The sequence below is a fragment of the Cribrihabitans pelagius genome, from assembly GCF_048820915.1.
Lineage (GTDB): Bacteria > Pseudomonadota > Alphaproteobacteria > Rhodobacterales > Rhodobacteraceae > Cribrihabitans_A > Cribrihabitans_A pelagius.
In genome coordinates this window covers 20,650-39,007 of record NZ_JBMERR010000004.1, presented here as the reverse complement: position 1 = coordinate 39,007, position 18,358 = coordinate 20,650, and the positions used below count along the sequence as shown (strand labels likewise).

Genomic DNA, 18,358 nt, shown 5'->3' with positions numbered 1-18,358 from the left:
GGCGTGGCCTCGCCGCGCCTCAGCACTGCAACCGCCTCGGTTGCCGTCATGCTGATGAATTCATCGGTGGTTTCAGGTTTTGCAGTCATCAGGGTTCCTCCCCATGGGTGATGTTGGTCTGATTTCCGTTTTCGACCAGCGTCTTAGTGCGCGGTGTCGCTGCTGGCCGGTATGTAGAGATGGGCGTATTGGCGGCGCGGCTGGGCTTTCTGCACCTTGCCCATGACGTTGCGCGGCAGCGCGTCGGCCAGCAGGACCGATTTCGGCTGCTTGTAGCGGGCCAAATCGCCGGACAGCGCTTTGAGCAGGGTTGCGGTGTCCAGCGATGCGCCGGGCTCAGGCACGACGACGGCCGTTGCCGCCTCGCCGAAATCCGGGTGCGGTACCCCGATCACCGCGGACTCGGCCACCCCGGGCAGCGCGTCGATCGCGGTTTCGATTTCCTTGGGGTAGACGTTATAGCCGCCGCTGATCACCAGATCCTTGTCGCGGCCGATGATATGCAGGTAGCCGTCCGCGTCGATGCGGCCCAGATCGCCGGTGATGAAGAAGCCGTCGCCGCGGAACTCCGCTGCGGTTTTTTCCGGCATCCGCCAGTAGCCCTGGAACACGTTCGGCCCGCTCACTTCGATGGCGCCGGTCTCTCCCTGCGGCACGGCGGCGCCGGTTTCGCGGTCAGTGATCTGGATTTCCACAGCGGGCAGCGCAAAACCGACCGCGCCGGTGCGGCGCTCGCCGTCATGCGGGTTGGACGCGATCATGCAGGTTTCCGTCATGGAGTAGCGCTCCAGAATCACATGGCCGGTGCGCTCGGCGAACCCGGTATGCACGTCCTGCGGCAGCGGCGCCGAGCCGGACACGAACAGCCGCATGCCCGCCGTCGCCAGCGGTCCAGCCGGGGCGACTTCAGCAGCCATGTATAAAAGGTCGGCACCCCCATCAGCACGGTGGCATCGGCCATCTCGTCGATGATCTGGTCGACGTCGAAACGGGTCAGGAAGATCATCGTCGCCCCGGCGGCCAGCGCCATGTTGCAGGCCACGAACAGCCCGTGGGTATGGAAGATCAGCAGCGCGTGGATCAGCCTGTCGCTGCCGCTGAACCGCCAGGCCTGGTTCAGCGCGGCGGTGTTGGAGGCGAGGTTGCCATGGGTCAGCACCGCGCCCTTGGAGCGTCCGGTGGTTCCGGAGGTTTAAAGGATTGCTGCCGGATCATCGGCGCCGCGCTGGACTGGCGCGGATTGTGGCGCGGCCCGGGCGGCGCGCTGCATCAGCGTGCCATCGCCGCCAGCCCCCAGGCTTTCCACTGCCAGCGCGGCAGAAGCGCGGTTGGCATGCTGCGGCATCGCTTCAGGCGCGCAGACAATCAGGCGCGGCTCCGCATCATCCAGGAAATAGTCGATCTCGGCGCCGGTGTAGGCGGTGTTGAGCGGCAGGAACAGGCCGCCCGTGCGCAAACAGGCCAGATACAGCAGCACTGCCTCGGCACTTTTGTCCACCTGCACCGCCACCCTGTCGCCCGGGCGCACGCCCAGGTGTTCCAACACGGTGGCCAGCCGCAGAACCAGATCGTTGGCTTCGGAATAGGTGATTGGCGGCTGGCCGGGCCGTTCGAACATAACCTTGGCGCCATCCTTGCGGCAGCTGGCGTCGAACATTTCAGGGATGGTGCATGTCATTTGTCAGGTCTCGCTTCGCAATTGGATTCGGTTCGCCGGGCGGTTCAGACCGCTGCGCCCTTGCCGCTGCGCAAGGCACGCCGGAGTGCCGGGCCGCAGGCCACGGTGCCTTCGCTGGCAAAGGCCTCGTGGCGGGCTTCGATCTGGTCCGGTTCGTAGAGGTAGTTGATCATCAGGCCATGGGCGCGCTGCAACGCCCCTTCGGCCGGATCCGCGGGCCAGTTGACCCGGTGCGCAGAGGCGCCGTTGCCCAAGTGGAAACGCGCCACCGGATCCGCGGGCAAGTCCGCCGCGGTCTTGCCCTGGGTGAAAAACCGCGCGGCCCAGATCTCGACCTTGGGTCTGAGCGCCGCGCACAGTGTTTCGTCCTGCTGCCAGGCTCCTGCCGTCAATTGCGCGGACAGCTCCTTCGCTTCGGCGTCCTCCTGCGCGGCCAGCCAGCGCGCAAAGCCCGGGGCCGGCGACAGGGTGACGAAGGTGCGGATCTGCGGCAGCTCCTGCGACAGGCTGCGGACCACCTGCTTGATCAGGAAGTTGCCGAAGGACACGCCTTTCAGGCCCGGCTGGCAATTGCTGATGGAATAGAACACCGCGGTATCGGCGGTTTCGCCCGCTGCACCGCTGTCCCCGGCCAACAGCGGCCCGATGGCGCCGGGGATGCCCTGGCACAAGGCGACCTCGACAAAGATCAGCGGCTCGTCGCCGGTCGCCGGGTGGAAGAAACCGTAGCACCGGCGGTCTGACGGCTCCAGCCGCCGCCGCAGGTCGTTCCAGTCCCTGATTTCATGCACTGCCTCATAGGTAACGATTTTTTCGAGGATTGCCGCGGGCGAGTGCCAGTCGATCCGCCGCATCACCAGAAAGCCGCGGTTGAACCAGGACGACAGCAGATCGCTGAAGTCGCTGTCCAGCGGTGCCAGTTCCGGCGCGCCGCGCATCAGCCGCAGCAGGTCCCGGCGCATCCTCACCAGCTGCAAAGTGCCGCCGGGCGGGTGGTTGAGCATGCGCAGCAGGCTTTGCCGTTTCGGCTCCACCGCTTGGAACAGGTCTTCGAGTGCCGCTTCGGCCTGCCCGGTTTCCCATAATGCATAGGCGGCCCGCACTGCCGCAGGATCTGCGCTGTAATCTTTCAAGAGTATCCGGAAGAAACCCGCCTTGCCGCCATCATGCAGCTCGCCATAGGCGGCCAGCGCCTGTTCTGCCACAGCGATCCGTGAAGCTTCGCCGCCTTTCCGCATCAGTTCGGCGCAGCCGCTGGCAAGCCGTTGCGCAGCAGGTTGCGATGACGCTGGCGCAGCGGTCTTCGAACGCATGCGGTCTCCGATGCTCTGCAAAAGGTCACTTAGCAACTTGATATTCGGCCCGGTCATCACCTCTCCTCCCTATTTTTCCCCTTTCTTATACATCAATACCGTTTTGTTATATATAACACGGTGTCGTGTGGATTAATCGTGCTCAAGCTTCTATATTCCTTGCAGGATTTCAGGGGAGCGCCGTGCATGGCTCGAAATTCAAATACAGTCCGTATCCGCGAGGCGCTCGAAAACGCCATCGTCAATGGCCGATTCGCACCAGGCATGCGGATTGACCCCGAAGCACTGGCACAGGAGTTCGAATGTTCCCGCACCCCGATCCGCGATGCTCTCCAGCAGCTTGAAGCGTCAGGTCTGGTCCGGATCCATTCCAAACAGGGCACTTTTGTAACTGAGTGGAGCGTGGAGGAGCTTGCCGAGCGGTTCGAAGCAATGGCTGAGCTGGAGGCCACCTGCGCCCGGCTTGCCGCGAGGCGGATCACGGATGAAGAGCTGGCAGAGCTGGAGGCGCGGCACGAGTCCTGCCGCCAGCTGGCTGAGGAAGAGAGGTTTGACGACTATTATGCGGAAAACTCCACCTTCCACGCCTGCATCTACCGGGCTACTCACAATGCCTTCATAGAGCAGGAGGCGACGCGCCTGCACTCATTGCTTCAACCGTACCGCCGCATTCAACTGCAAGTCCGTAACCGGGTGAAGCGATCGTTCCATGAGCACGATGCGGTAGTTGCAGCCATTCGCAGCGGCGACGATCAAGCCGCTGACAAGGCTATGCGGGACCATGTGCTCGTTCAAGGCGACCGCTTTCATGATCTGCTTGCCGCGTTGCGGATGGATGCACGGCAAAGGAAAGAAAACACTTCCTGATCCTGTGGGCCTGCCTTCTTAACTGTGAATAGTGGCCAGCTGAAACTCTTGCGGACAAAATGTGTGTACTGCGGCGTCGGAAGATGCAGCTTGGATGCTGCGCGTTGGCCAAACGGCTGGTCTGGGGAAGCCGCAGTGCAGCAACTCATAGGATAATCAACGGCAGGAATGGGCCGACTGCCACTTCGGCCAATGGCAGCTGTGCGCGTATCTTACCAGCGCATGTCTTCCGCAGCATTCTGCAGTCTGGGCTCGGAGCGGTCATCGCACTCCAAGCCTTGGTATCGCTCAACTGCACTACGAAATGAAAAAGGCGCGCCCTCGTGGCGCGCCTTTTTCGTCTTCGGGTGCGGGGCTGCGCAAAGCCTGCGGCAATTTCCGCCTATCGCATCCGGAAGCTCTGGACGGCGCCGGAAAGGCTGCTAACCTCGAAAGGCAATACTGGAGGACGACATGCCTGAACTGGTGAAAATGTACATCCGCAACGTACTGGCCGGCTTTGCCATTGCGGCCGGTTTCGTGGCGATGCTGTTGTGGTTCGACGTGATGAACCTGTGGTCGCTGGTGTCGGGCTCCAGCAGCGGGGTGCTGGCGGTGTTCCTGTTGTGGTTCATGCATGGCATCGTATTTGCCGGCGTGCAGTTCGGCTGGGCGGTGATGGCGATGGCGGAAAAGGACAAGGGGCCGCGTGGCGGCACTCCGGTGCGGATGCAGCGCGCGCAAGCCGTGCGGGTGCGCGCCGCATCGCCCTCGCGCCAGGAGCAGCAGCTCCGCCTGCGCCGTTAACGGCAGCCGGGGCACCCGGCCCGGGCGTTATGCGGATGAACATGCAATGCGCCGCGCTTTCCGTTGGGAGGGCGCGGTTTTTCATGCCGCGTGGCCATGACCGCGACTCGGTGCGGCAAGCCGGATGCGGTTTCGGGGAGGGGGAAGCGGCGGGACCACCAGTCAACCGTGCGGCGTTGATTCCCGAGGACCTGTATGTACAGGTGGGCGCCAGGTAACTGAACCAGGGTCCAGCCAGAGCCAGCTCCCTCGGAATTGCTTAAGGCCACTGGAATGCTGCCTGTCACGCGAAGGGCAGAGCCCGCCATGGCCTAGGTAGTCCTCCGGGCAAACTGTTTCAACCCCGGCAGGGAGGGAAATTTGCAGCGTTTGGACGGGCCTCCGGGGTGGGGCCTGCGGCGCGCGGGATTGCCTTTTGTTCGCGGATTGTTCACATTGGCGCCATGACCGATCAGATGCAGCCGGGCCGGAAGCTGGCCCGCGGCGTGTCCCGCTGCCTGCGGGGCCTTGGATTCGCGCCGCTGGAGGAATTTGTGCCCGCCCGCGGGCTGCGGGTGGATGTGATGGGGCTTGGCCCAAGGGGCGAGCTGTGGGTGGTGGAATGCAAGTCCAGCCGCGCCGACTTTCGGTCGGACGGCAAGTGGCAGGGCTATCTGGCGTGGTGCGACCGCTATTTCTGGGCGGTGGACATGGATTTCCCGGTCGATCTGCTGCCGGAGGGCACCGGACTGATCTATGCCGATGCCTATGATGGCGAGATCATCCGCATGGCGCCGGAGGACAAGCTGCCCTCTGCGCGCCGCAAGAAGCTGACGCAGAAGTTCGCGATGGATGCGGCGCGGCGGCTGCAGGCGGTGCGCGATCCGCCGGTGGGATTGGATGGGGGTCTGGCGGCTTCGCCCGGGCATTTTGACGGGGAATGATGCGCTGACGGCGGGGGGCGCTCCCGCGCCCGCGGCTGCCCGGCTGCGCCGGACCGCCTTGTGCGGCCTTGGGCCGGGCAGCGCGCCTGCGGCGCGCTGGGGCGGTGCTGCGGGCGGACGCAACGGCGTTCCGGCGTTTCCGCCCGGCAGCTGAAATCAGGTTTTGACGCTGCGCGCGGCTTGGGCGGCGGCGAGGATCTCGGCGGCGATTTCTTCAGCTTCCTCGGGGTCAAAATCCATCGGAATCTCCTGCCCGCCGGCTTCGACAAAGATCCGCACCATGCCCTGGTCGGTGGGGCCGATTTGCAGGTTTGCCTCGACATCGCGTTCGGTATTGATGCTCATCTTGCACTCCTATGGCAGTCCGCGGCGGACCGGCGGATAGGGGCCGGTGCTAGCCCGCTCCTGGCTGAAACGCAAGCGATGTTGCGGTTATGATGGCGCATGGTGGATGTGAGCTTGCGCCGATTCGTTCCGAGTGACCTGCAGTGGGTGGTGGCCCGGCATCAGGATCTTTATGCCCGCGAAGCCGGGTTCGACGCATCCTTCGGGGTGCTGGTGGCGGAGATCCTGCAGCGCTTCTGCGCCAGCCACGACCCGGCCTGCGAGCGCGGCTGGGTGGCGGTGAGCGGGGCCGAGCGGCTGGGCACGATCTTCTGTGTGAAAGAGAGCCCGGAGACCGCCCGGCTGCGGCTGTTTCTGCTGACCCCCAAGGCGCGCGGTCAGGGGCTGGGCAAGCGGCTGCTGCGCGAATGCGTGGGCTTTGCCAGGTCCGCGGGCTATGGCGCGATGGTGCTGCACACGCATGAAAGCCACCGCAGCGCCCAGGCGCTCTACCAGGCCTTTGGCTGGCAGATGACCGGGACGCGGCCGGTGCGCAATTACGGCCAGGATCTGGTCGAGCAGACCTGGCGGCTGGAGCTGCGCCCGGATGGGGATTGAACCTGCCGGGAAAGGCGGCAGGCGCTGCCCTAAAAAATCCTGCCGGTCAGGGAAAGCCGCGCGATTGCAACCTGTTGCGCAGCGATCCTATGGGGCGCGGCAGTGCCTTGCCCGGCGCGGCGCCATGGTCTTCTGCCTGCCGCCGGGCAATTTGCTGGCGGTGTTGAAAAACCTTCAAAAACGCTCTTGCGCTCCTCCGGGGTGTGCTATAAATGCCCCCACAGTGCCGCCTTAGCTCAGTTGGTTAGAGCGCTGGATTGTGGATCCAGAGGTCCCCCGTTCAAGCCGGGGAGGCGGTACCATCTCCCCGACACAGTGAGCGCATAGAGAAACGCAGCGCGTTTGTGGCTTCGCGGCGTCTGGCTGTGGGCATGCCGGTTTCGCTCCTGCTGGCAGACGCGAGACCGGGGTGGCGTGGGTCTACGGCGCGAACGAAACTGCCATCCGCCGAAGCTGCCATTTACCTCTTGGCGCCAAGCCGGGCGCCGCCGGCACGTGCGGGGGCAATTCGAACGGGTGTGACTGGAAGTTTTCCCCGCCAAACCGTTCTCCCTTTCCACGGAGCGCCCCGCCTGGACCAAATCGCCGCCGTGTGGGTGCGCGCCGGTGATGCGCGGCGGCCGGGCGGACTTGTCCGGCGCTGGAGGCCCGAAACGCCGTTTCGCGATGGGCCGGCGCCTGCCGGCACGGCGCAGCGGCACCAAAAGCAGCGGCACCGGTAAAAAAACCCGCATCACCCGCGAAGCGCTGCGCGGGTGATGCGGGCGGGCCGCCCTGGCGCCTGACGTCCTCCCGGGGCCGGGCTGACGTCCAGGGCCGGTCCTTCGCTGCGCCGCCGGGGTCAGTCCCCGCCGGGTGTCGTGGTTGTCGTAGTCGTCGTGGTTGTGCCGGCCGCGCCGCCGTCGTCATTGGCGATAATGGCCAGTACGGCTGCTGCTGCCAGCACGCCCGCCGCGGTCTCTTCGGGGGCAAGCCCGGTGTCCGGCAGGCCCGGGGGTGCCGAGCGGCAGGTCACGCTAAGCGCACCGCTTGGCAGATACTCTGCGGAGACCGCCGTGCCGGTGCCGCAGGTCGCCCGGCTGTTGGCGTCGGCCAGAGCCTGGGCCGCGCTTTGAGCCAGTGCGGAAGAGGCCGGGACAGCCATGGCAATGGCCAGCCCGGCGAGGCGCAAGATATTGCTACGCATTGAAAAACAACCTTTTTAACTCGTACAGTTAAAGCTTAGTTAAAGGCCGTTCACCGGGCAACAACGCTGTATCGCGCCACGCGCGATCAGCGGTAAGCCGCGCAAAGGGCGCGCAAAAATTATCGCAGAGCAGCGCCTCCGCAGGGCCTGCAAGGCATTCGGCCAACAGGGAATCAGGCAGGGAATCAGCCGCAGGCCTTGCGGCTTCGGTCAGTCGGAGATCTCGACTTCCTGCTTCAGGGCGCCCGTTTCGCGGTCGAAGATCAGGATCCTGCCGTCACCGCTCACCACCGCGATCCAGCCGCGCCCCAGGGTCACGGCCTCGGCGGTCACGCCCTCCGGCAGGGCGATTTCCGCAGGCAGTGCCAGATCCTCGCCCGACAAGCGGATGACAAGCAGGGCAATTACCACTAAAAGCCCGCCAATCATCACCACGGTCAGCGTGGTCACCAGCCGCCGCAGGAACCTGATCTGCGGCGGTTCCTGTTGAATGTCGCTCTCGGAAGGATCAGTCATGGGCAGCCGCCGGATTGAGTTTGTCATCGCGGAGAACCCGCCTAACCGGCTTGATAAAGCGGTTTCGCGCGATGTGCCAGAGGAGGCGTCGTTGTCGCGCAGCCGGCTGGTGCGGCTGATCGCGGAGGGCGCGCTGAGCGTCGATGGCGCGGTGGAAAAGGACGTGAAGGCGCGGGTTGCAGCCGGGGCGCAGATCGCGATCGATGTGGAGGAGCCCGAAGACAGCCATATCGGCCCCGAGGACATTCCGCTGGAGATCATCTTCGAAGACGATGACCTGATCGTGATCAACAAGCCTGCGGGCATGGTGGTGCATCCGGCGCCGGGCTCGCCCTCGGGCACGCTCGTCAATGCGCTGCTGCATCATTTTGGCGGTAACCTATCGGGCGTGGGCGGCGTCAAGCGGCCCGGTATCGTGCACCGGATCGACAAGGACACCAGCGGCCTCTTGGTGGTGGCAAAATCCGACGCCGCGCATCAGGGGCTGGCGGAGCAGTTCGAGAAACACACGGTGGAGCGCTATTATCAGGCGGTCTGCTACGGGGTGCCGGATGGCAACGACCCGCGGCTGCGCGGGGTAAAGGGCGCGAGTTTCGAGGCGGGCAACATTCTCAAGCTCACCACCCAGCTGGCGCGCCACAGGACCGACCGCCAGCGTCAGGCGGTGCTGTTCCAGGGCGGCCGCCATGCGGTCACGCGGGCACGCATTTGTGAAAGCTTCGGCAGCCCCGCCTGTGCGGCGCGGATCGAGTGCTGGCTGGAGACCGGGCGCACCCATCAGATCCGCGTCCACATGGCACATGCAGGCCACGCGCTGATTGGCGATCCCACTTATGGCGGCCGCCGCAAGCTGCCGCAAAAAGCCTTGAGCGGCGCGGGGTTGCAGGCTGTTCAGAGCTTCCCGCGCCAGGCGCTGCACGCCGCGGTTCTGGGCTTTACCCACCCGGTTACCGGTGCGGCCCTTAGGTTCGAGGCGCCGCTTCCGCAAGACCTGGCGGAACTGATTGCCGCCTTGCGGAGTTAATCTGCCACAAAGCACCCGCTTCCGGCCTGTGATGCAATTCACAGACCCGCCGCCTGCGTCTACCGTAGGGCTATGTCACACGTCGTCCTTGAAGAGGCTTTAGCGCTAACCCATATGCGCTAATGTTAAGTCCTTATACATTTGGAGGGGCATATAGAATGGCAAATTTCGCGAACCTGCCTGCGCCGTCACCGGAAGGTGGCTTGAACCGGTATCTTCAGGAGATCCGCAAGTTTCCGCTGCTGGAGCCGGAAGAGGAATACATGCTGGCCAAGCGGTGGGTTGAGGAACAAGACACCGAGTCTGCACACAAGATGGTGACCTCGCACCTGCGCCTGGCGGCGAAAATTGCCATGGGTTACCGCGGCTACGGCCTGCCGCAGGCTGAGGTGATCTCGGAGGCCAACGTCGGGCTGATGCAGGCGGTGAAGCGCTTCGACCCGGAAAAGGGTTTCCGGCTTGCGACCTATGCCATGTGGTGGATCCGCGCCTCGATCCAGGAGTACATCCTGCGCTCCTGGTCGCTGGTCAAGCTGGGCACGACCTCGGCGCAGAAAAAGCTGTTCTTCAACCTGCGCAAGGCCAAGGCCCGCATCGGCGCGCTGGAAGAAGGCGACCTGCACCCGGACAGCGTCAAGCGGATCGCCAAGGATCTCGGCGTGACCGAGGACGAGGTGATCTCGATGAACCGCCGCATGTCGGGCGGCGATGCCTCGCTCAATGCCACCGTCGGCAGCGAGGGCGAGGGCACGATGCAGTGGCAGGACTGGCTGGAGGACGAGGATGCCGACCAGGCCGGCGACTATGAGGCGCGCGACGAGCTGGAAGCCCGCCGCGAGCTTCTGGCCGAGGCGCTGGACGTTCTGAACGACCGCGAGAAGGACATCCTGACCCAGCGCCGCCTGGCCGACCAGCCGAAGACGCTGGAGGAGCTGAGCACGCAATATGACGTCAGCCGCGAGCGCATCCGCCAGATTGAGGTGCGGGCGTTCGAGAAGCTGCAGAAGAAGATGCGCGACCTCGCGCGCGAGCGGGGCATGATGGCCACGGTCTGAGCGCGGCGGGGCATTTGAAGGGAAGAAAAGGCGGGCCTGTGCGGCACCGCCTTTTTTGTTTGCGCTGGAGTCGGGCTGGTCTCCGGAAGCTGGCTTGCGGCGCTGCGGCTGGCGGGCGTTTCCGGAAGAGGTGGCTGGCGGCACTGGCGGTCTGGCTGGCCGGGAGGCGTAGCGGGAGGGCGAGCAGCTTGCGGCCGGTATCTGGCAGCTGTTTGCGCGGGCAGCACGACGGTTGATCGCGGTTCCGGGCCAGCGTCTGACAACTCGCCGTTTTGGCTGGCGGACGAAGGGCCTGCGGGCCGATGGCGTGTATGGGCGCGTCTGGCTAGCGTGTCCCGGTCCGGTGGCTGGCGGCGCTTGCGGTCTGGCTGGCCGGGAGGCATGGCGGGAGGGCTGGCAGATTGCGGCCGCCGGGACTGGCTTGCTGGTGCTGAGAGCTTGCTATCGGGCTGGCGGATTCTGGTCAAGAAAAAAGTGAATAATTTCAGATAGTTGACATATTTTCTCAGGAAATCGTGCTGGGATGGGGAGGCGGGACGGGTTGCCGGGACTGGCCAGACGGCACGGGGTTGCCTAGATTTGAAGCCTGTAGCCAAGGGAGGATGCAGGATGGCTGGCGGATGGGCGCAGGATGGCGCGGTGAATGAGCAGATCGAGGCCTCGATCAATGACGAGCTGGCGCGGATGAAGGCGCAGAAGCGCCCCGTGGGCGAAAGCCGCACCCACTGCGCCGACTGTGAAGAGCCGATCCCGGAGGCGCGGCGCAAGGCGATTCCCGGCGTGAAGCTCTGCATCGACTGCCAGCAGGAGCGCGACGGCACCTACAAGGCGCGCGGCGGTTTCAACCGGCGCGGCTCCAAGGACAGCCAGCTGAAGTAGTAGGGTTATTTCGGCCTGCGCCGCCGCCGTTCGCGCAGGCGGCGGTAGAGGCGGACGTCCATGGCTGCAATCATGATGCCCAGCGGGATCATCCAGAAGCCGAGAATGGGCAGAAATCCCAACAGTCCGCCGAGGATCAGCAAGAGACCGACAACCAGCCGCAGGCCGCGCGGAATGTTGCGGCGCACCCAGGCAAACACCGGGCGGAACCGTTCCTTCAGGGTTTGCTTCGCAGTCACCTGAGCCTCCGTCGGACCCCGTGCAGGCGGGCCGGTCCGGGGCGGCACCGGAGGCGCCGCCCCATCGGGGATCACCCCTCCATCGCTTCCAGTTCGTCGATCAGGCCGGAGATCATGCTGAGCCCCTTGTCCCAGAACTTCGGGTCCGACGCGTCAAGGCCGAAGGGGGCGAGCAGCTCCTTGTGGTGCTTGGAGCCGCCGGCCTTCAGCATCTCGAAATACTTGTCCTCAAACCCTTCGGCGCCGGACTCGTAGACCGAGTAGAGCGCGTTCACCAGTCCGTCGCCGAAGGCATAGGCGTAGACGTAGAAGGGCGAATGCACGAAATGCGGGATATAGGCCCAGAATGTCTCGTAGCCGTCCATGAAGTCGAAGGCGGGGCCGAGTGATTCCGCCTGCACCGACATCCACAGCGCGTTGATGTCATCCGGGGTCAGCTCGCCGCCGCGGCGCGCCTCGTGCAGTTTGCATTCGAAGTCGTAGAAGGCGATCTGGCGCACGACCGTGTTGATCATGTCCTCGACCTTGCCCGCCAGCAGCACCTTGCGCTCGTTCTGGTCCTTGGCGCGCTCCAGCATCTTGCGGAAGGTCAGCATCTCGCCGAACACGCTTGCGGTTTCCGCCAGCGTCAGCGGGGTGGAGGAGAGCATCTCGCCCTGGTCCGCCGCCAGCACCTGGTGCACGCCGTGGCCGAGCTCATGCGCCAGCGTCATCACGTCGCGCGGTTTGCCGAGGTAGTTCAGCATCACATAGGGGTGCACGTTGGTGACGGTGGGATGCGCAAAGGCGCCCGGCGCCTTGCCCGGCTTCACGCCCGCGTCGATCCAGCCCTTGCCGAAGAACGGCGCGGCCAGCTCGCCCATGCGCGGATCGAAGGCGCTATAGGCCTCCATCACCGTCTTCTGCGCCTCGTCCCAGCCCACGGTTCGGGTGGTTTCCATCGGCAGCGGCGCGTTGCGGTCCCAGACCTGCATGCGGTCGAGGCCGAGCCATTTGCGCTTCAGCTCGTAATAGCGGTGGCTGAGCTTGGGGTAGGCGGCGACCACGGCTTTGCGCAGCGCCTCGACCACCTCGGGCTCCACGTCGTTGGAGAGGTGGCGGCCGGTCTGCGGGCTGGGCATGCCGCGCCAGCGGTCGACGATTTCTTTTTCTTTCGCTTGCGTGTTGTGGACGCGGGCGAAGGTCTTGATGTTGTCCTGGAAGACATTGGCCAGTTCCCGTGCCGCCGCCTCGCGCTTGCTGCGGGCCTGCTCGGTCAGGAGGTTCAGCGTGCCTTCGATGTTCAGCTCCTCGCCGTCGACGGTGAAACTGAGGGCGGCGATAGTCTCGTCGAACAGCCGCTCCCAGGCATCGCCCACGACACCGAGATCGTGCAGGAACTTCTCCAGCTCGTCCGAGAGCTGATAGGGTTTCATCGCGCGGATGCGGCGGAAGACGGGGGCGTAGCGGGCAAGCTCGGCATTGGCGTCGAAATGCGCCTGCAGGGCGGCTTCCCCGATGCGGTTGATCTCCAGCGTGAAGAACACCAGCGGGGTGGTGAAATTGGTCACCTTCTCCTGGCAATCGGAGAGGAACTTGGCGCGGCCCGAATCCGTGGTCAGCTGGTAGTAGCGCAGGCCGGCAAAGGACATCAGGCGCCCGGCGACCTGGTTGATCTTCTCGTTGCGCTGCACGCATTCGAGCAGACCCGCGGCGTCCAGACCGGCCAGCTTGCCTTCGTAGTCGGCGGCGAAGGCGGCACATTCCTGTTCCAGCCAATCCAGGTCGCGGGCCAGTTCGGGGGCGTCTTCGCCGGTGTAGAGATCGCTCAGATCCCACTCCGGCAGATTGCCGAGGCCGTCAGAGCCGGCAGAGGCGTTGGCGTCGCGGACGGGGAAGGGAAGTTGGAACATGGGGGCTCCTTGGGAATGAAATGCTCTGGCTCCACATCTAAGCGGGCGCCGGCGGGATCACAAGCGGCGCGCCTGCTGCGCGGTTTTTCGATGGCGGGGCAGGGGCGGCGGGCGGCTCAGCTGCCGTATTGCGCGAACAGCCGTTCGATGCGGTCCATCACATGGGCGCGGATTTCGGGCCTCTCCATCAGCACTTCGTGGCGGCCGCCCGGCACCAGTTCCAGCTCGCCGCCAGGCCAGCGGCTCATGCGGTCGTGGATGGCGTCCGTGTTGACGATCTGCTCCTCGGTGCCGAGGAAGGTGAGACAGGGCAGGGCGGGCGAGGCTTCCCGCGCGAGCCGGGCGCACTCGTTCATGCCCTGCGCCAGCCAATGCACCGTGGGGCCGCCAAGCGCCAGCTCGGGCTGGGCGGCAAGCTGGTCCTGCATCATCCGGTACATGTCCGCATCGGAGGTGAGCATGTTGCCCTCAAACGGGCTCATCAGCACGTATTGTTCGAGCGAGGTGGTAGGCACCAGCCGGCCGCCAAGCCCAAGCCGGGGGCCGAAGCTGCCAAGGAAACGCGCGAGCGGGCGCAAGCCCCGCGGGATCTGGATGCCCCACATCGGGCCGGTGAAGCAGCAGGCGTTGACCTCCAGCCCTTGGAGCAGCGACCGCAGGCCGATGGCACCGCCCATGGAGTGGCCGATGAGGAACCAGGGTTTTGGCAGCTCCAGCTGTTCCGCCAGTGCGGTGAGGGCGGCGACGTCCTTCTGGTAGTCGGCAAAATCGGCCACATGGCCGAGGCGGGCCTCCTTCAGCATCCGCGCCGCCAGCCCCTGGCCGCGCCAGTCGACCGTGAGCGTCGCATAGCCGCGCGCCGCAAGGTCGCGCGCAAGGGGGCCGTATTTCTCGATATATTCGGTGCGCCCGGGAAACAGCAGCACGGTGCCTTTCTCCGTGCCGGCTCCTTCGGGGCGCCAATGGCCCGCACGGACGCGCAGGCCATCGCTGGTCTTGACCCAATGGGCGGCACCGCCCGCAGGCCCGTTTGCGATCTCCGCATAGAAGGGGGCGGGCTGCAGCTCCATCGGGGCGCCGTCCATCAGGACAGGACCGCCGCCAGTTTCATTGCGGTGCCCATGTCGCCGTCGATGGAGAGCTTGCCGGACATGAAGGCGGCGGTCGGGTTCAGCTCGCCTGCGAGGATGGCCTGGAAAGTTTCGGCATCGGCTTTCATGGTGACCTCGGTCTCCTCGTCGGCGACGCGGGCGCCGGTGCTGTCCAGCACGATGGTGCCCAGATCCTCGATCTCAAATTTGGCAGACGAATCAAACGCCTCGCCGTCCAGCTTTTCGTTCAGGGCGGCCGCGGCCTGTTCCAGTGTCACGCTCATGTCTCATCCTCGATCGGTTGCGCGCGCAATCTGCACTTTCCTGTGAAGCTTTGGCTTCCCGCTCTGGAAAATGCTGCGGGCGGGATTACACTGGGGGGCATCATGAGGGCAATCCGTGCAAATCTCAAAGCTATCGTGGCGGCAACGCTGCTGGCCGCTGCGGCGCCCTCGCCGGGGCCGGGCCATGCGCAGGAGCTTAGCGAAACGGCGCTGCTCGCGGAACTGGCCGAAAGCGATTCTGTCACGGCTGCGGCAATCGACCGCGAGCTGCAGGCGCTGTGGTCGCGCAGCGGCTCTCCGGCGATGGACCTATTGCTGCGGCGCGGCCGTGATGCCTTGGAGCGCGGCAGCCTGGGGGAGGCGGTGGAGCATCTGACCGCGCTGACCGATCATGCGCCGGCCTTCGCCCGCGGCTGGCACGCCCGCGCCCGTGCCTATCACGCGCAGGGCCGCTACGGGCCAGCGGTGGCCGACCTGGAGCGTGCGCTGGCGCTCAATCCGCAGGACTACGAGGCGATCTATGCGCTTGGTGCGCTGCTGGAACACTTCGGCAGTCCCGCCCGCGCCTATCAGGCCTATTTGCGGGCCAAGGCTATACATCCGCACCACAAGGAAGTAACCACCGCGCTGAACCGACTGAAGCCCTTGATCGAGGGCAGGGAACTCTAGGCCCCGGCTGGGGCGGGGGCTGACGCGATGGCAAGCACATCCCGGATCGTGGCCGTGCTGGGCCCGACCAATACAGGCAAAACCCATTACGCAATCGACCGCATGCTGGGCTACCGCACCGGGGTGATGGGATTCCCGCTGCGTCTCTTGGCGCGGGAGGTCTATGACAAGGTGGCAGCGGCGCGCGGGCCCTCGGTGGTGGCGCTGGTCACCGGCGAGGAGCGCATCGTGCCGCCGCGGGCGCAATACTGGATCTGCACGGTGGAGGCGATGCCCGAGGGCATGGGCTGCGACTTCCTGGCGGTGGACGAGGTCCAGCTCTGCGCCGACCCCGAGCGCGGCCATGTCTTCACCGACCGGCTGCTGAGGGCGCGCGGCACGCATGAGACGCTGTTTCTGGGTGCCGGCACTATGCGCGGGCCGATTGCGGCGCTGGTGCCGGGGGTCGAGTTCATGCAGCGCGAGCGGATGTCGGACCTGGTCTATGCGGGGTCGAAGAAGATCAGCCGGATGCCGCCGCGCTCCGCCATCGTTGGATTCTCGGTCGACAACGTCTACGCCATCGCCGAGCTGATCCGCCGCCAGAAAGGCGGTGCTGCGGTGGTGATGGGGGCTTTGTCGCCGCGCACCCGCAACGCCCAGGTGGCGCTCTATCAGAATGGCGAGGTCGACTATCTGGTGGCGACCGATGCCATCGGCATGGGGCTGAACCTCGACATCGACCACGTGGCGTTTTCCGCCACCTCGAAGTTCGACGGCCGCCGGATGCGCGAGCTGGCGCCGAACGAGCTGGCCCAGATCGCGGGTCGCGCGGGCCGCGGCATGAGCCACGGCAGCTTTGGCGTCACCGGCGATGCGCGGCCCCTGGACGAGGGCACCGCGCAGGCGATTATGGAGCACCGCTTCACCCCCTCGAAGAAGCTCAACTGGCGCTCCGCCGACCTGCGCTTCGGCACCGTGGAGGCGCTGATTGCGTCCCTCGAATCGAGCCCGTCGAGCGAGCATCTGGTGAAGGCTCGCGAGGCGGACGACCTTGGCGCGCTGAAGATGCTGTCGCGCGAACCCGGCATCACCGCCCGCACCACCAACGCGCAATCCGTGCGGCTGTTGTGGGACGTCTGCCGAATCCCCGATTTCCGCGGCATCAGCCATGCGGAACATTCCTCGCTTCTGGGCGTTATTTTCGAGCATCTGCACGGCGGCGGTGTGGTGCCCGAGGACTGGTTTGCCCGCCAGATCAAGCGAATCGACCGGACCGACGGCAACATCGATGCGCTCTCCAAACGGCTCGCCTACATCCGCACGTGGACATATGTCGCGCAAAGGAATGGCTGGCTGCGTGACGAAAGCCATTGGCGCGGCGAGACTCGCGCGGTAGAAGACAGGTTGTCAGATGCGCTGCACGAGCGCTTGACTCAAAGATTTGTGGACCGGCGCACATCCGTGCTCCTGCGCCGGCTCAAACAGAAGGAGGCCCTTTTGGCCGAAGTGAATGACAAGGGTGAAGTGACCGTCGAAGGCGAATTCGTCGGCCGTCTGGAAGGGTTCCGGTTCAGCCCGGACAAGAGCGCGCAGGGTGCCGAGGCTAAGGCCTTGAAAGCGGCCTCGCTGCAAGCGCTGGCGCCGCATTTCCATCTGCGCGCGGACCGCTTCTACAATGCGCCCGATACCGAAATTGACTTTACCGAACAGGGCGGCCTGATGTGGGGCGATAGCGCCATCGGCAAGCTGGTTGCCGGCGCCGATGCGCTGAACCCGCAGATCGAGGTATTCGTGGACGAGGCCGCAGGGCCGGACGTGGCGCAGAAGGTGGAGCGCCGCCTGCAGCATTTCATCAGCCGCAAGATCAGCGCGCAGTTCGAGCCGCTTCTGAACCTGCAGAACGACGAGGCCCTGACCGGCCTTGCGCGCGGCTTTGCCTTCCGCATGGTGGAGGCTCTGGGTGTGCTGCCGCGCCAGGACGTCGCGCAGGAGGTCAAGGATCTTGATCAGGATGCCCGCGGCGCGCTGCGCAAGCATGGCATCCGCTTCGGCCAGTTCACCATTTTCATGCCGCTTCTGCTGAAGCCCGCGCCGACCCGGCTGCGGCTGGTACTGTGGTCGCTGGCCAAGGGCCTGCAGGACTTCCCCGAAGCGCCGCCGCCGGGCCTCGTGACCGTGCCCGCCGCTCAGGATGCGCCAGAGGGCTATGATACCATGTCCGGCTACCGCGCCGCAGGCGAGCGGATGATCCGCATCGACATGCTGGAGCGGCTTGCCGACATGCTGCGCGCCGAGGACAGCCGCGGCGGCTTTGAGGCCAAGGCCGACATGCTGTCGATCACCGGCATGACGCTGGAGCAGTTCGCGGGCCTGATGCAGGGCCTTGGCTACAGCGCCGAAAAGGGCGAGCGCGCGAAGGTGAAGCCCGCCGATGAGGTGGTGGCCGAAACCGGCACCCCGGAGGCTGTGCCTGAGGCCGACGTGCCGGTGATGGACGTGGCGGCGGAAGTTGAGAACACGCCTGCTGCCGCTCCGGCAGAACCGGGCGAGGGCGCGCCGCTGGACGCTGCCGCGGACCGGCCCGCCGATGTGCCTGCGGATGTGGCGGATATTCCCGACGAAGGCATTGCCCCCATCGGCGAAATCCCGGCCGAGCCGGTGCCCGAAGACCCGGTCCCGGAAACCCCGGCCGAGGAAATGCCGGTGGGCGAGGCGGCGGATGCCCGCGTCGAGGAGCCGGAGCTTGAGGTCTTCTACACCTTCACCTGGGGCCGCACCCGTCAGGGCGGCGGCACCCGCGGCCAGAACCGGCGCGCCCAGCAGGATGGCAAGGGCGGCGGCAAGGGCCGTCCCCGCGGCCCCAAGGGCGGCGGTGAGGGTGGCGGCCGTCCCGGCAAGAAGGGCGGCCCGCGCCCGCCCAAGCAGGGCGGCAAGTCCTATTCCGCGCGCCCGTCCAAGAAGGAAAAGCAGATCGATCCCGACAACCCCTTTGCCGCGGCACTTATGGGGCTGAAGCAGGACGACTGATCCCG

The 18,358-nt window shown here is 65.6% G+C and carries 18 protein-coding genes, 1 tRNA gene and 1 pseudogene; 10 read left to right on the top strand and 10 right to left on the bottom strand.

The annotated features are described in order from the left end of the window. Nucleotides 1-143 precede the first annotated feature (143 nt). The 3 genes and pseudogenes from ACOHX0_RS04830 to ACOHX0_RS04820 form a co-directional block, all read right to left on the bottom strand. Nucleotides 144-872 carry an AMP-binding protein gene (locus ACOHX0_RS04830; protein WP_420675555.1) on the bottom strand — a complete coding sequence of 243 codons (729 nt, stop codon included), beginning with the start codon at nucleotides 870-872 and terminating at the stop codon, nucleotides 144-146. Next, nucleotides 794-1,618 (bottom strand): annotated as a pseudogene (locus tag ACOHX0_RS04825) (AMP-binding protein). Before ACOHX0_RS04825 ends, ACOHX0_RS04830 begins: the two are co-directional and overlap by 79 nt. Nucleotides 1,619-1,722: 104 nt before the next feature. Continuing rightward, complete coding sequence (locus ACOHX0_RS04820) at nucleotides 1,723-3,048, bottom strand: malonyl-CoA decarboxylase (RefSeq protein WP_420675554.1); 1,326 nt, start codon at nucleotides 3,046-3,048, stop codon at nucleotides 1,723-1,725. Nucleotides 3,049-3,177: 129 nt separating this feature from the next. Between ACOHX0_RS04820 and ACOHX0_RS04815 the strand changes: the two genes are divergently transcribed. From ACOHX0_RS04815 to ACOHX0_RS04805, 3 genes are all read left to right on the top strand, one after another. Continuing rightward, entirely contained in the window at nucleotides 3,178-3,858 is a 681-nt protein-coding gene (locus ACOHX0_RS04815; protein ID WP_420675553.1) for a GntR family transcriptional regulator, read from the top strand. Nucleotides 3,859-4,311: 453 nt separating this feature from the next. Further along, entirely contained in the window at nucleotides 4,312-4,644 is a 333-nt protein-coding gene (locus ACOHX0_RS04810) for a hypothetical protein (RefSeq protein ID WP_420675552.1), read from the top strand. Between the two features lie 443 nt (nucleotides 4,645-5,087). Next, nucleotides 5,088-5,567, top strand: coding sequence for an MmcB family DNA repair protein (locus ACOHX0_RS04805; protein ID WP_420675551.1), 480 nt, complete (start codon nucleotides 5,088-5,090; stop codon nucleotides 5,565-5,567). A gap of 156 nt (nucleotides 5,568-5,723) precedes the next feature. Here the strand turns inward: ACOHX0_RS04805 and ACOHX0_RS04800 are convergent, their stop codons facing one another. After that, nucleotides 5,724-5,912, bottom strand: a complete 189-nt coding sequence (locus ACOHX0_RS04800; protein WP_420675550.1) for a DUF6324 family protein — start codon at nucleotides 5,910-5,912, stop codon at nucleotides 5,724-5,726. A gap of 99 nt (nucleotides 5,913-6,011) precedes the next feature. Between ACOHX0_RS04800 and ACOHX0_RS04795 the strand changes: the two genes are divergently transcribed. Continuing rightward, nucleotides 6,012-6,509, top strand: coding sequence for a GNAT family N-acetyltransferase (locus ACOHX0_RS04795; RefSeq protein ID WP_420675549.1), 498 nt, complete (start codon nucleotides 6,012-6,014; stop codon nucleotides 6,507-6,509). Between the two features lie 225 nt (nucleotides 6,510-6,734). Beyond that, nucleotides 6,735-6,811: transfer RNA gene (locus ACOHX0_RS04790), tRNA-His, on the top strand. 539 nt (nucleotides 6,812-7,350) lie between these two features. On the opposite strand, the gene ACOHX0_RS04785 is transcribed toward ACOHX0_RS04790, so the two are convergent. Both ACOHX0_RS04785 and ACOHX0_RS04780 read right to left on the bottom strand, forming a co-directional pair. Beyond that, on the bottom strand, nucleotides 7,351-7,695 hold the full coding sequence (locus tag ACOHX0_RS04785; protein ID WP_420675548.1) for a hypothetical protein: 345 nt from the start codon (nucleotides 7,693-7,695) through the stop codon (nucleotides 7,351-7,353). Between the two features lie 210 nt (nucleotides 7,696-7,905). After that, on the bottom strand, nucleotides 7,906-8,211 hold the full coding sequence (locus ACOHX0_RS04780) for a DUF6476 family protein (protein ID WP_420675547.1): 306 nt from the start codon (nucleotides 8,209-8,211) through the stop codon (nucleotides 7,906-7,908). On the opposite strand from ACOHX0_RS04780, the gene ACOHX0_RS04775 reads away from it, so the two are divergent. From ACOHX0_RS04775 to ACOHX0_RS04765, 3 genes are all read left to right on the top strand, one after another. Next, on the top strand, nucleotides 8,210-9,235 hold the full coding sequence (locus ACOHX0_RS04775; protein ID WP_420675546.1) for an RluA family pseudouridine synthase: 1,026 nt from the start codon (nucleotides 8,210-8,212) through the stop codon (nucleotides 9,233-9,235). The two genes, ACOHX0_RS04780 and ACOHX0_RS04775, sit on opposite strands and share 2 nt — an antisense overlap. Before the next feature lie 158 nt (nucleotides 9,236-9,393). After that, nucleotides 9,394-10,290, top strand: a complete 897-nt coding sequence (rpoH, locus tag ACOHX0_RS04770; RefSeq protein WP_420675545.1) for an RNA polymerase sigma factor RpoH — start codon at nucleotides 9,394-9,396, stop codon at nucleotides 10,288-10,290. A gap of 609 nt (nucleotides 10,291-10,899) precedes the next feature. Next, a complete protein-coding gene (locus ACOHX0_RS04765; protein ID WP_420675544.1) occupies nucleotides 10,900-11,169 on the top strand; it encodes a DksA/TraR family C4-type zinc finger protein in 270 nt (89 codons plus the stop codon). A 5-nt stretch (nucleotides 11,170-11,174) separates the two neighbouring features. Here ACOHX0_RS04765 and ACOHX0_RS04760 read toward each other — a convergent pair whose 3' ends face one another. The 4 genes from ACOHX0_RS04760 to ACOHX0_RS04745 all read right to left on the bottom strand — a co-directional run bounded on the left by ACOHX0_RS04760 (nucleotide 11,175) and on the right by ACOHX0_RS04745 (nucleotide 14,675). Further along, nucleotides 11,175-11,408, bottom strand: a complete 234-nt coding sequence (locus ACOHX0_RS04760) for a hypothetical protein (protein ID WP_420675543.1) — start codon at nucleotides 11,406-11,408, stop codon at nucleotides 11,175-11,177. Between the two features lie 71 nt (nucleotides 11,409-11,479). Next, nucleotides 11,480-13,300, bottom strand: a complete 1,821-nt coding sequence (locus ACOHX0_RS04755) for a M3 family oligoendopeptidase (RefSeq protein WP_420675542.1) — start codon at nucleotides 13,298-13,300, stop codon at nucleotides 11,480-11,482. A gap of 116 nt (nucleotides 13,301-13,416) precedes the next feature. Further along, entirely contained in the window at nucleotides 13,417-14,385 is a 969-nt protein-coding gene (locus ACOHX0_RS04750) for an alpha/beta fold hydrolase (RefSeq protein ID WP_420675541.1), read from the bottom strand. After that, nucleotides 14,385-14,675, bottom strand: coding sequence for an SCP2 sterol-binding domain-containing protein (locus tag ACOHX0_RS04745; RefSeq protein ID WP_420675540.1), 291 nt, complete (start codon nucleotides 14,673-14,675; stop codon nucleotides 14,385-14,387). The genes ACOHX0_RS04750 and ACOHX0_RS04745 overlap by 1 nt, the downstream gene beginning before the upstream one ends. 102 nt (nucleotides 14,676-14,777) lie before the next feature. On the opposite strand from ACOHX0_RS04745, the gene ACOHX0_RS04740 reads away from it, so the two are divergent. Then, complete coding sequence (locus tag ACOHX0_RS04740) at nucleotides 14,778-15,344, top strand: tetratricopeptide repeat protein (protein WP_420675539.1); 567 nt, start codon at nucleotides 14,778-14,780, stop codon at nucleotides 15,342-15,344. Nucleotides 15,345-15,371: 27 nt separating this feature from the next. Beyond that, entirely contained in the window at nucleotides 15,372-18,353 is a 2,982-nt protein-coding gene (locus ACOHX0_RS04735; protein WP_420675538.1) for a helicase-related protein, read from the top strand. Nucleotides 18,354-18,358 lie beyond the last annotated feature (5 nt).